The organism is Vibrio sp. R10-SG-ISO4, from assembly GCF_059834135.1.
This window is the reverse complement of sequence record NZ_JCBDHJ010000002.1, coordinates 271,821-292,455: the sequence shown is the minus strand read 5'-3', so window position 1 is coordinate 292,455 and position 20,635 is coordinate 271,821. Positions and strand designations below refer to the sequence as shown.

Here is a 20,635-nt window from a genome sequence, read left to right as displayed (position 1 = left end):
CTAATTATTGCGATTATTGAAGTCGGCGGAAGGTAGATAATACGAGACAAACAAAAAGCCCTTAGCGAAATCACTAAGGGCTTCAATAAAGAGGTGCTTGGCTGTGCGAGGTTATTTCATCAAATCAAGTAAGTCTTGTTCTGTTTTGATCTCGATACCTAAATCTTGTGCTTTGGCGAGCTTAGATCCTGCGTTTTCACCAGCAAACAGAATATCGGTATTTTTAGACACACTGCCGGTCACTTTCGCGCCTAACGTTTGCAGTGCCGCTTTTGCATCACTGCGTGTCAACTGAGAAAGTGACCCAGTTAGCACAACTGTTTTACCGGCCAGAGGCGCGGGCGCATCCTCGTCACGTTCAGCGATATCCGGCCAATGTATCCCTTGCGCTAACAAATCCTCGACCACTTGCTGATTTTTCTCCTCAGAGAAGAACGCCAAGATGTGACTCGCGACAATATGGCCAATATCTGGGACTTCTATCAGCTGTTCCAAGGTGGCTTCGCTGATCGCGGGTAGCGTTTTAAAATGCATCGCTAGGTTCGCAGCCGTCGCTTCCCCCACTTCTCTAATCCCCAGTGAATAGAGGAATCTTGGTAATGTGGTGGATTTCGATTTTTGCAGTGCGTCGACCACGTTTTGCGCTGATTTAGGCCCCATGCGATCCAGCACTGTCAGTACACCAGCAGAGAGCTTGAACAGATCAGCAGGCGTTGTCACCATCTCTTTGTCAACCAACTGCTCAATCACCTTGACGCCAAGTCCATCGACGTCCAAAGCCTTACGTGAGACAAAATGCTTCAAGGCTTCTTTGCGCTGCGCCTGGCATACCAATCCGCCACTGCAGCGCGTTACCGCTTCGCCTTCCACGCGCTCAACATGAGAGTGACACACAGGGCAAGCACTCGGAAACTCGATCACTTTTGCATCAAGAGGGCGGCTAGCTTCGACCACAGAGACGATTTGTGGAATCACATCCCCAGCGCGGCGAACCACCACCTGATCACCAATCATGACACCAAGACGCGCGATCTCGTCAGCATTGTGCAGAGTAGCGTTGCTCACCGTCACGCCACCAACAAACACAGGTTCAAGCTTTGCGACGGGTGTTATCGCGCCCGTCCGCCCGACTTGGAACTCAACGTCATTGAGCACAGTGATCTCTTCTTGTGCCGGGAACTTGTAGGCGATCGCCCAGCGCGGCGCACGTGCGACAAAACCGAGTTGCTGCTGAAGCGCCACATCATCGACCTTGATCACCACACCGTCGATTTCATACGGCAAGGTTTGGCGGCGAGTGAGAATGTCCTGATAGTAAGCTTTCACCTCTTCCACGCTCTCTACCAAACGCACCTCAGGGCACATGGGTAGGCCCCACTCCTTAAGTTGAATAAAGCGCTGGTAGTGACTTGAAGACAGGGTCGCACCTTGCACCACACCGACACTGTAGGCATAGAAACTAAGAGGGCGAGTCGCGGTGATTTTAGAGTCCAACTGGCGTAAACTGCCTGCCGCCGCGTTACGCGGGTTGACAAACACTTTCTCCCCTTTGGCTTTCGCCTGCTCATTGAACTGTTCAAAACCAGCGGTGGGCATGAACACCTCACCACGAACTTCAATACGCGCAGGCCAACCTTCACCACGCAGTTTAAGTGGAATCGCCTTGATGGTTCGAACGTTGTCGGTGATGTTTTCCCCCGTCGCACCGTCACCCCTCGTCGCCGCTTGGGTTAGCACGCCATTTTCATACAGCAAACTGACTGCTAAACCATCCAGTTTTGGTTCACAGCAAAACGCAGCCACGCTCTGGCCCGCCAGTCTATCTGTCATGCGTTTATAGAAACTATCTAACTCGCTGTCATCAAACGCATTGTCGAGCGACAACATTGGGATCTCGTGAGTCACAGGCTCAAACTGAGATAAGGCCATGCCCCCTACCCGAGCGCTCGGCGAATCGGGTGTTCGCAAATGAGGGTGCTGTTGCTCTAGCTCTATAAGCTCACGCATCATACGATCGTATTCTGCATCGGGGATTTCAGGGCTATCTTCTACGTAGTACTTAATGCCATGATGATGAAGCGCACTACGAAGGGCCTCAATTTTCTGTTCGATTTCTTGGGACATCAGTCTCTCTGCTCTATATCTTGGCCACTTGCAGGGCCTTTGCCTTTGATCTTAATCCAATATGAATCAGTGACTCTAAAGCAAATAAGGTAAAACGAAAAAGGCTCCGCATCAGGAGCCTTTATGGTAGCACGCTTTGTTTTGCTGACTAGGGTTGCTGTGCGAGCTTAAACGCCTTGATTTGAGCGCGATACGCATCAAGTCGGTTCGGCGTCATGAGATTACGCGCATCATCCAGCACGTTGGCACCTAAATCATCGGCAATTTGCTGCGCGGTTTTCAGCATCAACTTGAAGTTTTGTTCACCATCACCGTAGCAAGGTAATGTCATAAAGAATGAGATCCCTTTAGTGGTGAATGTTGCAGGATCATCATGCTTGAGTGTGCCAGGGTGCATCATGTTGGCAACGCTAAACAGCACTTTGCCGGTACCAGAGAGATCTGCATGACGATGGAAAATGTCCATTTCACCGTAAATCAGCCCATTTTGCTGCATGCTATCAAACAGCTTGGTGCCCACAAATGGCGTCTCTCCAGCGCAATGCACATTGATGACAATCACCTGCATCTCATCTTCGTCATCACTATCATCAATCTCGGTCGGAGCGGATTCTGTGGTGGAGACAGAGCTCACATCACGGGGCTCTTGAGGCTTTGCAGACATAGAGGGAATGTCTAGCTCTTCCGCTGGCGCTTGACGGGGAGTATCTTGCAGCGGAGTGGTTTGAGACTCCTCTACCAAATCGTCTTTCCACTCACTAAAGGTTGGCTCATCTCGAGTGGAATCGCTTGAAAACGTTGAGTCACTGATGGATGCGTCGAGAAGCGGGTCACTTAGCAGAGGATCATCCATTGTCTCACCGGAGTCTGAAGCAAATTTATTGCTGGTGTTGCGACTGGTCTTAGTCACACGCACAATCTCAAAATCATCTTCGGGAGCAAAAGAGCGCTCGGGTACGGATTCGTCTTGCTCTGGCGTCGACAGTTTTCCAATTGGCTTGTTGCCAAATTTTGTTTTGCCTTCTTTTTTGCTTGTCCATAATCCGTGGAACAGCAGCGCGGCAATGGCCAAAGCGCCCACAATGATCAGTACAAATCGCAATTCCTGCATCTTTCACTCTCAATCATTCAGCTGCTAAATCAGCCAAACTGGTTTCAAATAATCTGATTTGAGTTACTCTACCAAAACTCTCATAGGTTTTAGAACAACTTAATGTTAGAAGTTCCCATAATGATGTGATTTTGAACACGCTTTTCCTTGTTAACACACCATAAAACCCTGTTAGGCACATTTTCATGAACAACACTCAACAGTCAAAAACCGGATTTGGTTATTTTTTCCACGGTTTGCAACTCACTCTGCAACCCGGCATTCGTCAGTTTGTCCTTTTACCTCTCCTCGCCAACATTATTTTGGTCGGAAGCGCGCTCTTTTATCTCTTCTCTCATCTGGATAGTTGGATTGCAGAGTGGATTGGTCAGCTACCCGATTTCCTCTCTTGGTTGAGTTATCTTCTGTGGCCGTTACTAGTGCTCACGATTTTGGCGACCTTCTCCTACTTCTTTAGCACCTTAGCGAACTTTATCGCAGCGCCGTTCAATGGCCTGCTCGCGGAAAAGGTGGAAGAGCACCTAACGGGGCAAAAGATCAGTGACGATGGCATGCTCAGCGTTATCAAGGATGTGCCGCGTGTATTGGCACGAGAATGGCGCAAACTGCTCTACGTTCTGCCCAAAGCCATTGGATTGTTTATTTTGCTGCTCATTCCAGCCTTAGGCCAGACGCTCGGCCCCATTCTGTGGTTTGTGTTTACCGCTTGGATGCTGGCGATTCAGTACTGCGATTATCCGTTCGATAATCACAAGGTGCCGTTTAATGACATGCGACACAATTTGAAACAAAAACAAAGCAAAGCCTATACCTTTGGTGCGCTGGTCTCCGTGTTCACCACCATTCCTATTTTGAACCTGATCGTTATGCCTGTCGCGGTGTGCGGTGCGACATCGATGTGGGTGACCGAGTTCAAAGCAAGAAACTGAGTTTATCAAGTTCATATCATATAACTTTTTAATCCTTTTCTAGTTTTTTACCCTGACCTAATCTCTATCGGGTCAAACTTAAATAGAACATGATTGGTGGCGTGACAAACACGCTGCCAATATTTCGATGAAGGACTACATCATGAGCAAAATCTACGAAGATAATTCACTGACTATTGGTAATACCCCTCTTGTTCGCCTTAACAAAGTGAGCAACGGCAAAGTCTTGGCTAAAATCGAAGCGCGTAACCCAAGCTTCAGTGTTAAGTGTCGTATCGGCGCGAACATGATTTGGGAAGCTGAGAAAGCAGGCAAGCTAAAGCCGGGCGTTGAACTTGTTGAACCAACCAGTGGTAATACCGGTGTTGCTCTTGCCTTCGTCGCGGCGGCGCGTGGTTACAAATTAACCCTAACGATGCCTGAGTCGATGAGCCTAGAGCGTCGTAAACTGCTGAAAGCCCTAGGTGCGAACCTAGAGCTAACTGAAGCAGCGAAAGGCATGAAAGGTGCAATCAACAAAGCTGAAGAGATTGTGGCGAGCAACCCTGACAAGTACCTGCTTCTTCAGCAGTTCAACAACCCAGCTAACCCACAGATTCACGAAAAAACCACTGGTCCAGAAATCTGGGACGCGACAGACGGTGAAATCGATGTCTTCGTTGCAGGCGTAGGTACCGGCGGTACCATCACAGGTACAAGCCGCTACATCAAAGGCGAAAAAGGTAAAAACATTGTTTCCGTAGCGGTAGAGCCAGCGGAATCGCCTGTGATTGCACAAGCGCTCGCGGGTGAAGAAATCAAACCAGCACCACACAAAATCCAAGGTATTGGCGCTGGCTTTATTCCAGGCAACCTCGATTTAGCGTTGATTGACCGCGTGGAAGCCGTGACTTCTGAAGAAGCAATTGAGATGGCTCGTCGTCTTATGGAAGAGGAAGGTATCCTTGCGGGTATCTCGTCAGGCGCGGCAGTGGTTGCAGCAAACCGCCTTGCTCAACTTCCTGAATTTGAAGGCAAAACCATCGTTACTGTATTGCCAAGCTCGGGTGAGCGTTACCTAAGCTCAGCGCTATTTGCAGGCATCTTCACCGAGAAAGAGAACCAACAGTAATATGTGGTGAAATCAATTTTTCGTCTAAAAAAGCCCCGTTCAGGGGCTTTTTTGTTGATCCTGGCTCCACCTTTGGTAATATCGGGATGTTTTATTTCTAGCATCAAAATAAAACATTAAAACGATTTTATAGTTGCGGCGAAAAACAGCAAAGACTGACCACGCGGCACCTAGTATACAATTAGTATCAGTTCTGACACGAAAACAACGTCTGTCGCCTAGCGCAACCGTTTAATCCGAGTTAAGCTGTTTCTAATTAATAAACTATCTAAAAATAAATCAATTGGGGTATACAACATGTACGAGAAGCAAGTAGAAATCACAGCAGAAAACGGTCTTCACACTCGTCCAGCTGCACAGTTCGTGAAAGAAGCAAAAGCATTTGACGCGGACATCACTGTGACTTCTAACGGTAAAAGTGCAAGCGCTAAGAGCCTATTTAAGCTACAAACTCTAGGCCTAGTGAAAGGTACTGTAGTCACTATCTCTGCTGAAGGCCCACAGGCTCAGAAAGCAGTTGACCACCTAGTTGCTCTAATGGACCAACTACACTAATCGGTCTGCTATTGATTAAAGCCATTTTGCCAACGCAAAATGGCTTTATACCAATTTGATCCGGTCGATGAACAGGCCACCTCGTTTGCGCCGAACTATCCCATCATATTGGAAATAGCACCAAGATTAAGCTACACATAAACGTTAGCGCACCCATTTCTCCCGTTTAAAAGTTGACCAATTTAAGGTAAGGCTATGATTTCAGGCATCCTAGCATCTCCAGGTATTGCTATCGGTAAAGCACTACTCCTTCAAGAAGATGAAATTGTCCTAAACACTCACACTATTTCTGACGATCAAGTCGACGCTGAAGTAAAACGTTTCTTTGAAGCACGTGACAAATCAGCGGCTCAGCTTGAAACCATCAAGCAGAAAGCACTAGAAACCTTCGGTGAAGAAAAAGAAGCGATCTTTGAAGGTCACATCATGCTTCTTGAAGACGAAGAGCTAGAAGAAGAAATCCTAGCGCTGATCAAAAATGACAAGATGCATGCAGACAATGCCATTCACACTGTGATTGAAGAGCAAGCTGCAGCACTTGAATCTTTAGACGACGAATACCTCAAAGAGCGTGCGACAGATATCCGTGATATCGGTACACGTTTTGTGAAAAACGCGCTGGGCATCAATATTGTCTCTCTTAGCGATATTGACCAAGAAGTCATCCTAGTTGCGTACGATCTGACTCCATCAGAAACAGCACAGATCAACCTTAACTACGTACTGGGTTTTGCTTGTGATATCGGTGGTCGTACTTCTCACACTTCAATCATGGCACGTTCACTTGAATTGCCAGCGATCGTGGGCACCAACGACATTACCAAGAAAGTGAAGAACGGCGACATGCTGATTCTTGACGCAATGAACAACAAGATTGTCGTCAACCCATCTGACGCTGAGCTAGAAGAAGCGAAAGCCGTTAAAGCCGCATTCCTTGCTGAAAAAGAAGAGCTAGCAAAACTCAAAGATCTTCACGCTGAAACTCTAGATGGTCACCGCGTCGAAGTGTGCGGCAACATCGGTACAGTGAAAGACTGTGATGGCGTACTGCGCAATGGCGGTGAAGGCGTTGGTCTGTACCGAACTGAGTTCTTGTTCATGGACCGCGATGCGCTACCAACAGAAGAAGAGCAGTACCAAGCATACAAAGAAGTGGCAGAAGCGATGAACGGCGAAGCCGTTATCATCCGTACTATGGATATTGGTGGCGACAAAGACCTACCGTACATGGATCTCCCACAAGAGATGAACCCATTCTTGGGTTGGCGCGCTGTACGTATCAGCCTAGACCGTCGTGAAATCCTACGCGACCAGCTGCGTGGCATCCTACGTGCATCTGCACACGGTAAGCTGCGCATCATGTTCCCAATGATCATCTCTGTAGAAGAGATTCGTGAACTGAAAGCGGCGATTGAAGAATACAAAGCAGAGCTTCGTGCAGAAGGTCTGGCATTTGATGAAGAGATCGAAATCGGTGTCATGGTGGAAACACCAGCAGCGGCAGCGATTGCACCACACCTTGCAAAAGAAGTGGCCTTCTTCTCAATCGGTACCAACGATCTTACCCAGTACACACTCGCGGTAGACCGTGGTAACGAAATGATTTCTCACCTATACAACCCACTGTCACCAGCGGTTCTTACGGTCATCAAGCAAGTCATTGATGCATCGCACGCGGAAGGCAAATGGACAGGTATGTGTGGTGAGCTAGCGGGCGATGAGCGCGCAACGCTACTATTATTAGGTATGGGGCTGGATGAGTTCTCAATGAGCGGCATCTCTATTCCTAAAGTGAAGAAAGTGATTCGTAACTCAAACTACGCGGAAGTGAAAGCAATGGCGGAAGAGGCACTGTCTCTACCAACAGCGGCTGAAATTGAAGCGGTAGTTGATAAGTTCATCGCTGAAAAATCACTATAACCGGCTAATACCAATCTCCGATCTGGGGGGAGCCTTGTTGCCTAATCAGGCGTTTGTAATGAACGAATCTGTTTAGGTAAGAAGGAGATAGACGACTAAAAATAGTCGTCTATCTCGTGAGATTGGTATACTATAATTCGACAGAATTAAATTAAACGTTAGGAGCATGACACAATGGGTCTGTTTGACAAACTTAAGAAGCTAGTATCAGATGACAGCGCTGACGCTGGTGCAATCGAGATCATCGCGCCACTTTCTGGTGAAATCGTAAATATCGAAGACGTGCCTGATGTGGTTTTCGCTGAGAAAATCGTTGGCGACGGTATTGCAATCAAACCAGCAGGCGACAAAATGGTTGCTCCTGTAAACGGTACTATCGGTAAGATCTTCGAAACAAACCACGCGTTTTCTATCGAATCTGACGATGGTGTTGAGCTTTTTGTTCACTTCGGTATCGATACCGTTGAACTGAAAGGCGAAGGCTTCAAGCGTATCGCTGAAGAAGGTCAAACAGTGAAAGCTGGTGACACTATCATTGAGTTCGATCTAGCACTTCTAGAAGAAAAAGCAAAATCAACGCTAACACCTGTTGTTATTTCTAACATGGATGAAATCAAAGAGTTGAACAAACTGTCTGGTTCTGTCACTGTTGGTGAAACACCTGTTCTACGTGTGACTAAGTAATTAGCGTCACGAGAATGACAAAACGCAGCTTTACGCTGCGTTTTTTGTTTTCTGCGCTAGAGTGATGCGTCCATACCCAACGCATAACGCAATACTTGATGTTTGATGGGACCAGAGTGTTCTGCCACTTTCAGCGCCGCATTTCTTATCCACTTAAGCGGTACCTTGTCATTGCTAAACCCTTTATAAAACAGATCCATCCCGGTTTGCATCAGCAAATTATCAGGTCGACGACGACGTTCATATTGCGCTAAGTGCGACAAAAGAATCTCTTCATGATCGCGCGTCACGTTCAGCAAAGCCTCCACATCTTTAAAGCCGAGATTCACCCCCTGCCCTGCCAGTGGATTGATGGTGTGCGCGGCATCCCCAACCAGGACGCAGTGGGGCGTATAGTAGCGCTGTGCATGGCGGCGAGTTAACGGGAATGAGCCAGACTGGATCACCTCAATACCGCCAAGCTCAGCGGGAAAATGAGTCTTTATTTCGCTGGCAAGTTGAAGCGGCGTCATCGCCTTTAACTGACGAATACGCTTTGGTGTGTCGTACCAGACCAGAGAGGCTTGATGACCACATAGAGGTAAAAATGAGCGCGGTCCCGACGGCGTAAATTGCTGCCAAGTGATGTCTTGTTGAGGGAGATCGGTTTTGACATTAATCAGCATGCAATGCTGCCTGTAGTCCCAAGCGGTGATGCCAATACCTGCACTCTGTCTGACGCGAGAATGAGCACCATCGGCCCCGACAATCAGCCCGGCTTCGACAACCTCTCCGTCTGATAGCGTCACTTGATTCACTGAGCCATATTCGATGTGCTCGACCGTCACTGGGCAACGCAACGCCAGATTCGGCCATGCCGAGAACTGCGACCAGAGCCCCAGTTGAATGATGCGGTTCTCAACGATGTAGCCCAATTGTTCACAAGCGACATCGTCACTGTGAAAGCGGGTTCGACATTCGGGATGTTCCCACGTTTCTAGACGTTTGTAAGGACAGGCGCGCATCGACTGAATGGCTTGCCATGCCCCTAGCGATTCAAGCAGGGCAACCGAATGATTCGATATCGCGGAGACGCGGACATCCATCGCTTGTTGCGGTGCGTACGGTGTCGGTGCCTTCCCTTCAATCACCACGACATTTCGACCTTGCTCCGCGAACCCGAGCGCGACAGCTGCGCCTACCATTCCTCCGCCAATCACGGCCACATCATACTTGTTCATAGTTTGTACTTCATCGTATTGATTCAAAGGCTATTTTCGATTGTACGGTTTGAGTGCCAATTTGTAACTAAAAACCTTGATGGGGATACGGGCAAACCCTTGTAACCACAAGGCTAGAATTGCTTCTGGTCACTCGCCATTGAAAGCAGTACAATACGCCGCTTAACGCCGCACAGGCGGTGAAAAATCGGCCAATTGAGTCACTCAATACCTTGGCCAACTGGAACCAATGGGCGATTTGCTCCCTTAATTTAAACTAACGATCGAGCGAACAACATGAGTAAGAAACTGCTAATAAAAACCTGGGGCTGTCAGATGAACGAGTACGATTCATCAAAAATGGCCGATCTCCTGAATGCCGCAAACGGCTATGAACTCACAGAAGAACCAGACGAAGCAGACGTGTTGCTACTGAACACCTGTTCTATCCGTGAGAAGGCACAAGAAAAGGTCTTCCACCAGCTCGGCCGTTGGAAAACGTTGAAAGATAAAAAGCCAGATGTGGTGATTGGCGTTGGTGGCTGTGTTGCCACTCAAGAAGGCGACCACATCCGTGAGCGTGCTCCTTACGTTGACGTCATTTTTGGCCCGCAAACTCTGCATCGCTTGCCAGAGATGATCAAACAGTCGCAATCCGATGATGCGCCAGTGATGGACATCTCCTTCCCAGAAATAGAGAAATTTGACCGTCTGCCTGAGCCTCGCGCTGAAGGGGCAACGGCGTTCGTCTCTATCATGGAAGGTTGCTCGAAATACTGTACCTACTGCGTTGTGCCATACACCCGTGGTGAAGAAGTCAGCCGTCCTATGGATGACGTGCTGTTTGAAATCGCCCAGTTAGCGGAGCAAGGCGTACGTGAAGTCAACTTGCTTGGCCAAAACGTGAACGCCTATCGTGGCCCTACTCATGATGGTGAGATTTGCAGCTTCGCTGAATTGCTCCGTCTGGTCGCGTCGATCGATGGCATTGATCGCATCCGCTTTACAACCAGCCACCCGCTCGAGTTCACCGATGACATTATCGCGGTTTATGAAGACACGCCAGAGCTTGTTAGCTTCTTGCACCTACCTGTGCAAAGCGGCAGCGATCGTATCTTGACGATGATGAAGCGCCCGCACACTGCTATCGAGTACAAATCGATCATTCGCAAGCTACGTAAAGCGCGTCCTGACATTCAAATCAGTTCAGATTTCATTGTCGGCTTCCCAGGTGAAACAGACAAAGACTTCCAAGACACCATGAAGTTAATTAAAGATGTCGACTTCGACATGAGCTTTAGCTTTATCTTCTCACCACGTCCTGGTACACCAGCGGCGGACTACCCGTGTGATGTCTCCGAGCAAGAGAAGAAAGAGCGCCTCTACGAATTGCAGCAAGTGATCAACAGTCAAGCGATGCGCTATTCGCGTTTGATGCTTGGCACTGAGCAACGTGTGCTAGTTGAAGGGCCATCGAAAAAGAATCTAATGGAGCTTCGCGCTCGTACAGAGAACAACCGAGTGGTGAACTTCGAAGGCAACGCCGAACTGATCGGTCAGTTTGTTGATGTTAAGATCACTGACGTGTTTGCCAACTCGCTACGTGGTGAAATCATCCGCACAGAGAAAGAGATGGATCTGCGCAGCGTCATGTCACCGACACAGATGATGGCAAAAACCAAACGCGAAGATGAGCTAGGTGTAGCAACCTTTACGCCTTAGTCTTGAAAATGCCTAACTAAGTAGCCATCTTAGTAATAGGAACTGTCGCCATTGGAAGCCCGGTCTCAATCGGGCTTTCTTAAATGGCCAATTATGTGAGGCAACTTTGAGCAATAAAATCGTTACGCTAGAAATCGATCTAGAACCTTCAGATAACCGCCGACTCGCCAGTCTATGCGGTCCATTCGATGACAACATCAAACACCTTGAGCGACGTTTAGGGGTAGAGATCAGCTACCGAGGCAACTTTTTTACCATCGTAGGTAAGCCTCATACTGCCGCGGCAGCGCTTGAAATCGTCAAAACACTCTACGTCAACACGGCGCCAGTACGTGGCACCATTCCTGATATTGAGCCTGACGAAATCCATCTTGCGATCAAAGAAACGGGCGTCCTTGAGCAAAATCTTGAGTCGAATATTGAGCATGGCAAAGAAGTCTTCATCAAAACGAAGAAGGGCGTAATCAAACCACGTACGCCAAACCAAGCCCAGTATCTCGTCAACATGGTGACGCACGACATCAGCTTTGGTATTGGCCCTGCCGGTACGGGTAAAACCTACCTTGCGGTCGCCGCTGCAGTCGACGCATTAGAGCGCCAAGAAATTCGCCGTATTCTACTCACGCGTCCTGCGGTCGAAGCCGGTGAAAAGCTCGGTTTCCTGCCGGGTGATTTGAGCCAAAAAGTCGACCCTTATCTGCGCCCACTTTACGATGCGTTGTTTGAGATGCTCGGTTTTGAGAAGGTCGAGAAACTGATTGAACGTAATGTCATTGAAGTGGCGCCGCTTGCGTACATGCGCGGCCGAACCTTGAATGATGCGTTTATCATTCTCGACGAGAGCCAGAACACCACCGTCGAACAGATGAAAATGTTTTTGACTCGTATCGGCTTTAACTCACGTGCTGTGATCACCGGTGATGTCACGCAAATCGACTTACCACGCGGCGCGAAGTCTGGCCTGCGTCATGCGATTGAAGTGCTCAGTGACGTTGAGGAGATCAGCTTTAACTTCTTCCAGTCTGATGACGTTGTTCGCCACCCTGTCGTCGCTCGTATCGTCAACGCCTATGAAAAATGGGAAGCGCAAGATCAAAAAGAGCGCAAAGAGTATGAAAAGCGTCGCCGTGAAGAGCGCGAAGCGAAACTGCTCGACACTCAGGTCGCGTCTGCGCCACAGGCGCACATTACCCCTTCGACTGAGAGTAAAGAGTCATGAGTATCGAACTCGATCTGCAACTCGCGGTCGAACAAGAAAAGGGGCTACCGACATTCGAGCGGTTTAGCCAATGGCTAAACGCCGCGGTCACCCTTTTTCAACCGGATGCGGAAGTGACGATTCGCATCGTAGATAGTGAAGAGAGCCAACAGCTCAATCACGAATATCGCGGCAAAAACAAGCCAACCAATGTGTTGTCTTTTCCTTTCGAAGCACCACCGGGTATCGAGATGGATTTGCTGGGCGACCTGATTATCTGTCGCCAAGTGGTTGAACAAGAAGCCAATGAACAAGGTAAACCCTTGATGGCACATTGGGCGCATATGGTTGTACATGGTAGCTTGCATCTGCTAGGTTATGATCATATTGAGGATGACGAAGCCGAAGAAATGGAGTCACTGGAAATTGAAATTCTAGACAAAATGGGCATCGCCAATCCTTATGAAACGGAAGATTGAGTGTCGGCTTTCGGCACTCAGCATCGTCACTCGACGCTCAATAACCTCCATGAGCGCGAGTGCCATGTGAGCTACCACACTTTGGTAGCGTGACTAAAATGAGAAACAATGAACGACGACAATTCTCCCTCTGCCTTAGAAGGTAAGAAAGAAAAATCTGAAGGTCCGAGTAGAAAGTCCTTCTTCGGACGCCTGGGCCAAATCTTCCAGGGCGACCCAAAAGATCGCCAAGAGTTAGTGGAAGTATTCCGCGACTCGGAAGTAAACGACGTAATTGACCATGACACCCGCGACATGCTCGAAGGCGTCATGGAGATTTCCGAGATGCGAGTGCGTGATATCATGCTGCCTCGCTCTCAGATGGTCACTATTGACCGCAATGACGATTTGGATGCGCTAGTGATGCTGATTACCGATGCGCAGCACTCTCGCTACCCTGTCATTAGTGAAGACAAAGACCACGTTGAAGGCATCCTACTAGCGAAGGACTTATTAAAATACTTAGGCTCTGACAGCTCGCCATTTAACATTGAGGAAGTGATCCGCCCTGCGGTGGTTGTTCCTGAAAGTAAACGCGTTGACCGACTCCTTAAAGAGTTTCGTGAAGAGCGTTACCACATGGCGATTGTCGTCGACGAATTCGGTGGTGTGTCTGGATTGGTGACGATCGAAGACATCTTGGAAGAGATCGTCGGTGAAATCGAAGATGAATTCGACGATGAGGAAGAGATCGATATCCGCAAGTTAAGCAAACACACCTTTGCGGTGAAGGCGCTGACAACGATCGAAACCTTTAACACCACATTCGGCACTTCTTTCAGCGATGAGGAAGTCGATACTGTAGGAGGCTTAGTCATGACGGCGTTCGGTCACTTGCCTTCACGAGGGGAAGTGCTGGAAATCGACAACTACAGCTTTAAAGTCACCGCCGCGGACAACCGCCGCGTACTGCAACTTCAAGTGACGATCCCAGAAGAAGACGCTCAACCTGAGCCTACTCAAGAGTAGTATTAGAGATCACATCCATGATGAATCCCCTCATTCATCGCCTAAAACGGCCGTTCGCGGCCGTTTTTGTTGGCGCCGCAACCACGTTTGCTTTTGCACCTTATCAACTGTGGCCCTTAGCGATTATCAGCCCTGCACTGCTGCTGCTTCTCATCCACCAGCAGTCGAGTAAACGCAGTTTTGCGATTGGTTATGCTTGGGGACTTGGTCAATTTGCCACCGGCATCAGCTGGGTGCATGTCAGTATTGATACCTTCGGCGGCATGCCCAAAATCGCCAGTCTGTTTTTAATGGCGCTGTTGGTCGGCTATCTCGCACTCTATTCGGCACTCGCCTGTTACCTGATAAATAAGTGGTTTCCTGCACTCTCAAGGCGCCGCTATTTCCTTGCCTTTCCGGCTCTTTGGCTGATCATGGATTGGTTACGAGGCTGGGTAATGACTGGCTTTCCATGGTTGTGGCTCGGCTACAGTCAAATCGATAGCCCGCTTGCCCAGTTCGCCCCGCTAGGTGGCGTTGAGCTGATTACCCTTTTGTGTGTGTTAAGCGCGAGTGCCCTAGCCTTTGCGTGGCTTCGCCGCCAATGGTCAATCCTGTGGGTTCCCCTTGTCATTCTCGCAACAGGCTTCGGTCTGCGCAGTGCACAGTGGGTAACACCAAACCCTGACAGCAGTACTCGTTTTGCGTTGATTCAGGGCAACATTGACCAAGCAATCAAATGGGTTCCGAGTCAGCGTTGGCCGACCATGATGAAGTACACCGATTTGACCCGTGAAAACTGGAATGCCGATATCATCATCTGGCCAGAAGCGGCGATTCCTGCGTTTGAATTTGAAATCGCCTCTTTCCTTTCCAACTTAGACTCAGCGGCGAAGATGAACGACAGCGCCGTGATCACCGGCGTCGTCAATATGGGTGAGCAGCGTCAGTTCTTCAATAGCATCTTGACCTTAGGTAAGTCTGGGCGTGATGAGTACCGTTATGATCTCAGCGAGCGCTACCACAAGCATCATCTTCTACCCTTTGGTGAGTTCGTGCCTTTTGAGGAGATATTACGCCCGCTGGCTCCTTTCTTTAATCTGCCGATGTCTTCTTTCAGTAGCGGCGCGTTTATCCAACCCAACGTGTACGCCAACGGTCGCCATTTCGCGCCCGCGCTCTGTTATGAGATCATCTTTAACGACCAAGTAAGGCAAAACGTTAACGATGAGACCGACTTCATTTTGACTCTCTCCAATGACGCGTGGTTTGGTCACTCGATTGGCCCGCTGCAACACATGGAAATCGCACGAATGCGTGCGTTAGAACTGGGTAAGCCTGTGATTCGTTCGACCAATAATGGCGTCACGGCGGTAACAGACTATCAAGGAAAGATCACCGCGCAAATCCCGCAGTTTGAAACCGCAGTGCTCACTGCACAAGTGGTTTCCACCACAGGGCAAACGCCGTATCATCAATGGGGTACGTGGCCATTGTATTGCTGGGCGGCATTGAGCCTGTTGGGGGCGTTTCTGTCTTCAAAACGGTGCGAACGCCCCATCACTCAGTAAAACAACCACGCGGTTAAGGTTGTAGCGCTTGCCGCGTAAAGCCTTTGCAACCGCATTTAGTACAAGCAATGATAGTAGTGGGGTGGTTGTATTCGGTTTTGTGGCCACAATCGTCACAGACCAACACCCCAAGCCCTATCACCTCACCGGCCTGATAAAGTCCTTGGTGCTCCAAGTCTGTAAATAGCTCCACCCACTCCACTTTGGTTCGATCGGTTATCTCAAGCAAGCCTTGCCAAATCGAGTCTGCAATCATCAGATAGAAAGGGCTGCTTTTCGAGCGGTCATAGTTGTCGGCAAACTCCTTCAAGTCTGATTTGACATAGGCGGAAACCAGCGCCAATTCGTCTTTAGTTAAATCGTTCGCCGCCTCGACCACCTTACCTGATGTCTCTAACACATGGTTGACTTCTTCCGGGCTATGTTTGAGGGCTTCGAGAACATCCTCAAACATCTCCTCATAACCGGCTTTCTGTTTTGCCATGGTGACCTCCTTAGGAATAATCCAGAATTTCCGCTATTGTTGTGCACCTCTCCTTTAGGTATTCTATGACGATCTATTTATGTCTGTTCGAACTGAACTCACAATTTCCAAGATAACCGGATATCATCGATGCAAGAGCAATACAACCCGCAAGATATTGAACAGAAAGTTCAAAAGCACTGGGATGACAACAAGACCTTTGTTGTAAGTGAAGACCCAAATAAAGAAAAATTCTACTGTCTGTCTATGTTCCCTTACCCAAGTGGTCGTCTACACATGGGTCACGTGCGTAACTACACCATCGGTGATGTGGTCTCTCGTTTCCAACGTCTGCAAGGCAAAAACGTCATGCAGCCTATCGGTTGGGATGCATTTGGTCTTCCGGCTGAAAACGCGGCGGTGAAAAACAACACGGCACCAGCGCCTTGGACTTACGAAAACATCGAATACATGAAGAACCAGCTTAAGCTTCTTGGCTTCGGTTATGACTGGAACCGTGAGTTCGCGACATGTACGCCAGAGTACTACCGTTGGGAACAAGAGTTCTTCACTAAGCTTTATCAAAAAGGCCTCGTTTACAAGAAGACCTCTTCTGTTAACTGGTGTCCAAACGACCAAACCGTTCTTGCCAACGAGCAGGTTGAAGATGGCTGCTGCTGGCGTTGTGACACGCCTGTAGAGCAAAAAGAAATTCCACAGTGGTTCATCAAGATCACTGAATACGCTCAAGAGCTACTAGACGATCTCGACAATCTAGACGGCTGGCCTGAAATGGTGAAAACCATGCAGCGCAACTGGATCGGTCGCTCTGAAGGTGTTGAACTCAAATTTAAAGTCAAGGGTCAACAAGACCTAGAAGTCTACACAACACGCCCTGACACACTCATGGGTGTGACGTACGTGGGCATCGCGGCAGGCCACCCTCTTGCTGCTCTGGCGGCTCAAACCAACCCAGAGCTTGCTGCGTTTATCGATGAGTGTAAGAACAACAAAGTCGCGGAAGCGGAACTGGCGACCATGGAGAAGAAAGGTATGGCGACGGGCCTTACTGCTATTCATCCATTGAACGGTCGTGAAGTGCCAATCTTTGTGGCGAACTTCGTCCTGATGGATTACGGTACAGGTGCAGTTATGGCGGTACCGGCGCACGACCAACGTGACTACGAGTTTGCGACCAAATACGGTCTCGATATCGTACCGGTTATCAAACCCGTTGATCGCAGTGAGCTCGACATCTCTGAAGCGGCCTACACAGAAAAAGGCGTACTGTTCGATTCTGGTGAATTCGACGGTCTAGAATTCCAAGCGGCATTCGACGCAATCGCAGCGAAACTAGAAGCTGAAGGCAAAGGGACTAAAACTGTTAACTTCCGTCTGCGTGACTGGGGTGTATCTCGTCAGCGTTACTGGGGCGCACCAATCCCAATGGTCACCACGGAAGATGGTGAAGTTCACCCAGTACCAGCTGACCAACTGCCAGTCATTCTTCCAGAAGACGTGGTCATGGACGGCGTAACAAGCCCAATCAAAGCCGACAAAGAGTGGGCGAAGACCACATTCAATGGCGAACCTGCGCTGCGTGAGACAGACACCTTCGATACCTTTATGGAATCATCTTGGTACTACGCGCGTTACTGTTCACCACAAGCGGACGACATCCTTGATCCTGAAAAAGCCAACTACTGGCTACCAGTTGATCAATACGTTGGTGGTATCGAGCACGCGTGTATGCACCTTCTCTACTCTCGCTTCTTCCACAAACTCCTGCGTGATGCTGGTTACGTCACCTCTGACGAGCCGTTCAAGCAACTGCTATGTCAAGGCATGGTACTGGCAGACGCCTTCTACTTTGAGAACGAAAAAGGTGGTAAAGAGTGGGTAGCGCCTACCGATGTGGCTGTCGAACGTGACGGTAAAGGTCGCATTATTTCGGCCAAAGACAACGCGGGTCGTGATGTGACGCACTCAGGCATGATTAAGATGTCTAAATCGAAAAATAACGGCATTGACCCACAAGAGATGGTCGACAAGTACGGCGCTGACACTGTACGTCTATTTATGATGTTTGCCTCGCCAGCCGATATGACATTGGAATGGCAAGAGTCTGGTGTAGAAGGCGCGAACCGCTTCCTGAAACGCGTGTGGAAACTGGTCAATGAGCACACATCAAAAGGCGCAGCTGAAGCAGTGGATGCGTCTTCCTTGTCGGGTGACCAAAAAGCATTGCGTCGTGATGTCCACAAAACCATTGCTAAAGTGACCGATGATGTTGCACGTCGTCAAACTTTCAATACCGCTATTGCGGCGATCATGGAGCTGATGAACAAGCTATCAAAAGCGCCACAAGATTCAGCGCAAGATCGTGCGATTTTAGATGAAGCACTGAAAGCCGTGGTCGTGATGCTTTACCCTATCACTCCGCACATCTGTTTTGAAATGGGCAATGCGCTCAACATCACAGACATCGACAACGCGGCTTGGCCACAACATGACGAGAAAGCACTGGTTGAAGACGAGAAACTGATCGTCGTTCAGGTCAACGGTAAACTACGTGCCAAACTCACTGTGGCGGCCAATGCCAGCAAAGAAGAAGTGGAAGCACTCGGTTTAGGTGATGAGAACGTCACCAAGTTCACAGAAGGCTTGACGATTCGTAAAGTGATTTACGTCCCGGGCAAACTTCTCAACATCGTGGCGAACTAATCCCATTAGTTCGAGTCTTAAGCAGGGCCTAGTGCCCTGCTTAACTTCGATGAGCGTTTTATTTTTGACAGAGCGCTCACCGAAGTTATCCAACCACTGTGGTCTATAACACTTTCGTTCATACTATTAGTATTCTCAACCAAAGAGCCGTTCACTCATGCGTCTATTTTCAATCTCATCCGTTAAGCTAACCAGCGCACTGTTGGTTGCCTCGCTTCTTGCTGGTTGTGGTTTCCACTTACGTGGTGATTACTCGGTCCCAGAGGAGCTCGATAAGATGTCATTGACCAGTTACGACAAATACAGCACCTTTACCCGCATGATGAAAGCGCAGCTACGCATGAGTGAAATCGAGATCGTGCCACCGGCGGAAAACATCGCCAATTTGCACCTGATCAGTGAAGGCGTTGGCGAGCGCACCCTCTCGCTTTACCAAAACACGCGCGCGGCGGAAAAAGAGCTCACCTTCCGTGCCTCCTATCGCGTTACCGTGCCCGATCTTGGCACCAAAACCTTCTCTACGAGCGTCACCCGTAGCTACCTAGATAACCCACTATCAGCGCTAGCGAAATCGGTTGAGCGCGACATGATCGAAGATGAGATGCGCAAGCTCGCAGCCACCCAAATCATTCGCCAAATGGCGCGCCTTAAAGCCGATATCGAAGCCAACGAAATCGAGCTAGAGAACGAAGAACAAGTGCAACTCAAAGCGCAAGAAGAGCAATATCGCGTCAAGACTTTTTACAGCGATGATGCGCCCGCTCCGGTCACTGAGTAATCCCGAGTTCGTTATCGCGCATGAGAATTTTTGCAGATAGGTTAGCTCAGCACCTAAACCACCAACTTGAACCGCTGTTTTTGATATTCGGCAGCGAGCCGCTACTGATTCAAGAGTCTCGCCAAGCCATACACGCCAAAGCTCGTGAAGCGGGTTTTGAAGAGCGTCACCGCTATACGGTCGACAGCCGTTTTGACTGGGCGCCCGTCTATGATGCGTGCCAAGCGATGAGCCTATTCAGCGCCCGGCAAGTGATCGAGCTGGAACTTCCAGAGTCTGGTGTCAATGCCGCTATGGCCAAAGAACTGCTGGCCATTGCTGAGCTTCTTCACAGCGATCTGTTGTTGATCATCATCGGCACCAAACTGACCAAAGCCCAAGAGAACGCCAAGTGGTTTAAGACGCTCAACCAACAGGGGTGCTGGGTCAGCTGCGTCACGCCTGATTTGGCCAGATTGCCCCAATTTGTCCAAACTCGCTGCCGCGCCCTAGGCTTACAGCCGGATGCCGAAGCGACCAAGATGCTTGCTCAGTGGCACGAGGGAAACCTCTTCGCTCTGACGCAAAGCCTAGAGAAACTTGCTCTGCTCTACCCCGATGGCAAGCTGACCTTAGTACGACTTGAAGAGTCGTTGAGCCGTCACAATCACTTCACTGCATTTCATTGGATTGATGCCCTGCTGGCAGGCAAAGCCAATCGCGCCGATCGTATTTTGCGCCAGCTTGAAGCGGAAGACGTCGAGGCTGTGATTCTTGTCCGCACGGTTCAAAAAGAGCTTGAGCAACTACTGGCGATGAAATCTCTGATGCAAACCCTGCCATTGGCGCAAGTGCTGGAACGCTACAAAGTTTGGTCCTCCAAACGTCCGCTCTATTCTAGCGCTTTGCAAAGGTTGGATACTGCGCGCCTTATGCGCCTCCTGCAACTGCTGGCCCAGATTGAACTGACTGCCAAAACGCAATATGAGCAGAGCCCTTGGCCACAAATACATCAACTGAGTCTGGAAATTTGCTTGCCACAAGTGCACATTTGAAATGCGTGGTATACTTCGGCCCCAACAGAATAGGCCGTGCAGAGCC

At 49.2% G+C, this 20,635-nt stretch carries 17 protein-coding genes; 13 read left to right on the top strand and 4 right to left on the bottom strand.

The window, feature by feature from the left end:
• Nucleotides 1-111: 111 nt before the first annotated feature.
• The gene (gene ligA / locus AC6R03_RS02285; protein ID WP_500630679.1) at nt 112-2,124 is read right to left on the bottom strand and encodes an NAD-dependent DNA ligase LigA; all 2,013 of its coding nucleotides are present in this window, start codon (nt 2,122-2,124) and stop codon (nt 112-114) included.
• Between the two features lie 148 nt (nt 2,125-2,272).
• The gene (zipA, locus tag AC6R03_RS02280) at nt 2,273-3,235 is read right to left on the bottom strand and encodes a cell division protein ZipA (RefSeq protein WP_500630680.1); all 963 of its coding nucleotides are present in this window, start codon (nt 3,233-3,235) and stop codon (nt 2,273-2,275) included.
• Nucleotides 3,236-3,420: 185 nt separating this feature from the next.
• On the opposite strand from zipA, the gene cysZ reads away from it, so the two are divergent.
• The 5 genes from cysZ (at nt 3,421) to crr (ending at nt 8,434) form a co-directional block, all read left to right on the top strand.
• Nucleotides 3,421-4,164, top strand: a complete 744-nt coding sequence (gene cysZ, locus AC6R03_RS02275) for a sulfate transporter CysZ (RefSeq protein ID WP_500630681.1) — start codon at nt 3,421-3,423, stop codon at nt 4,162-4,164.
• A gap of 142 nt (nt 4,165-4,306) precedes the next feature.
• Nucleotides 4,307-5,275: a cysteine synthase A gene (gene cysK, locus AC6R03_RS02270; RefSeq protein WP_500628830.1), complete on the top strand. Its 969-nt coding sequence runs from the start codon at nt 4,307-4,309 to the stop codon at nt 5,273-5,275.
• Nucleotides 5,276-5,572: 297 nt separating this feature from the next.
• Complete coding sequence (locus AC6R03_RS02265) at nt 5,573-5,830, top strand: HPr family phosphocarrier protein (RefSeq protein ID WP_334555157.1); 258 nt, start codon at nt 5,573-5,575, stop codon at nt 5,828-5,830.
• A 195-nt stretch (nt 5,831-6,025) separates the two neighbouring features.
• Nucleotides 6,026-7,750 carry a phosphoenolpyruvate-protein phosphotransferase PtsI gene (ptsI, locus tag AC6R03_RS02260; protein WP_500630682.1) on the top strand — a complete coding sequence of 575 codons (1,725 nt, stop codon included), beginning with the start codon at nt 6,026-6,028 and terminating at the stop codon, nt 7,748-7,750.
• Between the two features lie 174 nt (nt 7,751-7,924).
• Nucleotides 7,925-8,434, top strand: coding sequence for a PTS glucose transporter subunit IIA (crr, locus tag AC6R03_RS02255; protein ID WP_334555155.1), 510 nt, complete (start codon nt 7,925-7,927; stop codon nt 8,432-8,434).
• A gap of 56 nt (nt 8,435-8,490) precedes the next feature.
• Here crr and AC6R03_RS02250 read toward each other — a convergent pair whose 3' ends face one another.
• Nucleotides 8,491-9,654: a 2-octaprenyl-3-methyl-6-methoxy-1,4-benzoquinol hydroxylase gene (locus AC6R03_RS02250; protein ID WP_500630683.1), complete on the bottom strand. Its 1,164-nt coding sequence runs from the start codon at nt 9,652-9,654 to the stop codon at nt 8,491-8,493.
• A gap of 276 nt (nt 9,655-9,930) precedes the next feature.
• Between AC6R03_RS02250 and miaB the strand changes: the two genes are divergently transcribed.
• The 5 genes from miaB to lnt all read left to right on the top strand — a co-directional run bounded on the left by miaB (nt 9,931) and on the right by lnt (nt 15,590).
• Nucleotides 9,931-11,355, top strand: a complete 1,425-nt coding sequence (gene miaB, locus AC6R03_RS02245) for a tRNA (N6-isopentenyl adenosine(37)-C2)-methylthiotransferase MiaB (protein ID WP_500630684.1) — start codon at nt 9,931-9,933, stop codon at nt 11,353-11,355.
• A gap of 106 nt (nt 11,356-11,461) precedes the next feature.
• Complete coding sequence (locus AC6R03_RS02240; protein ID WP_500630685.1) at nt 11,462-12,574, top strand: PhoH family protein; 1,113 nt, start codon at nt 11,462-11,464, stop codon at nt 12,572-12,574.
• A complete protein-coding gene (gene ybeY, locus AC6R03_RS02235) occupies nt 12,571-13,032 on the top strand; it encodes an rRNA maturation RNase YbeY (protein ID WP_500630686.1) in 462 nt (153 codons plus the stop codon). Before AC6R03_RS02240 ends, ybeY begins: the two co-directional genes overlap by 4 nt.
• Before the next feature lie 108 nt (nt 13,033-13,140).
• Nucleotides 13,141-14,040, top strand: coding sequence for a CNNM family magnesium/cobalt transport protein CorC (corC, locus tag AC6R03_RS02230; protein WP_334555150.1), 900 nt, complete (start codon nt 13,141-13,143; stop codon nt 14,038-14,040).
• A gap of 17 nt (nt 14,041-14,057) precedes the next feature.
• Complete coding sequence (lnt, locus tag AC6R03_RS02225) at nt 14,058-15,590, top strand: apolipoprotein N-acyltransferase (protein WP_500630687.1); 1,533 nt, start codon at nt 14,058-14,060, stop codon at nt 15,588-15,590.
• A 13-nt stretch (nt 15,591-15,603) separates the two neighbouring features.
• On the opposite strand, the gene AC6R03_RS02220 is transcribed toward lnt, so the two are convergent.
• A complete protein-coding gene (locus tag AC6R03_RS02220) occupies nt 15,604-16,074 on the bottom strand; it encodes a zinc ribbon-containing protein (protein WP_487903195.1) in 471 nt (156 codons plus the stop codon).
• A gap of 129 nt (nt 16,075-16,203) precedes the next feature.
• Here AC6R03_RS02220 and leuS point away from each other — a divergent pair, with 129 nt between their 5' ends.
• The 3 genes from leuS to holA all read left to right on the top strand — a co-directional run bounded on the left by leuS (nt 16,204) and on the right by holA (nt 20,589).
• Nucleotides 16,204-18,777: a leucine--tRNA ligase gene (gene leuS / locus AC6R03_RS02215; protein ID WP_500630688.1), complete on the top strand. Its 2,574-nt coding sequence runs from the start codon at nt 16,204-16,206 to the stop codon at nt 18,775-18,777.
• Nucleotides 18,778-18,934: 157 nt separating this feature from the next.
• Entirely contained in the window at nt 18,935-19,555 is a 621-nt protein-coding gene (locus AC6R03_RS02210; protein WP_334555146.1) for an LPS-assembly lipoprotein LptE, read from the top strand.
• Between the two features lie 20 nt (nt 19,556-19,575).
• Nucleotides 19,576-20,589, top strand: a complete 1,014-nt coding sequence (holA, locus tag AC6R03_RS02205) for a DNA polymerase III subunit delta (RefSeq protein WP_500630689.1) — start codon at nt 19,576-19,578, stop codon at nt 20,587-20,589.
• Nucleotides 20,590-20,635 lie beyond the last annotated feature (46 nt).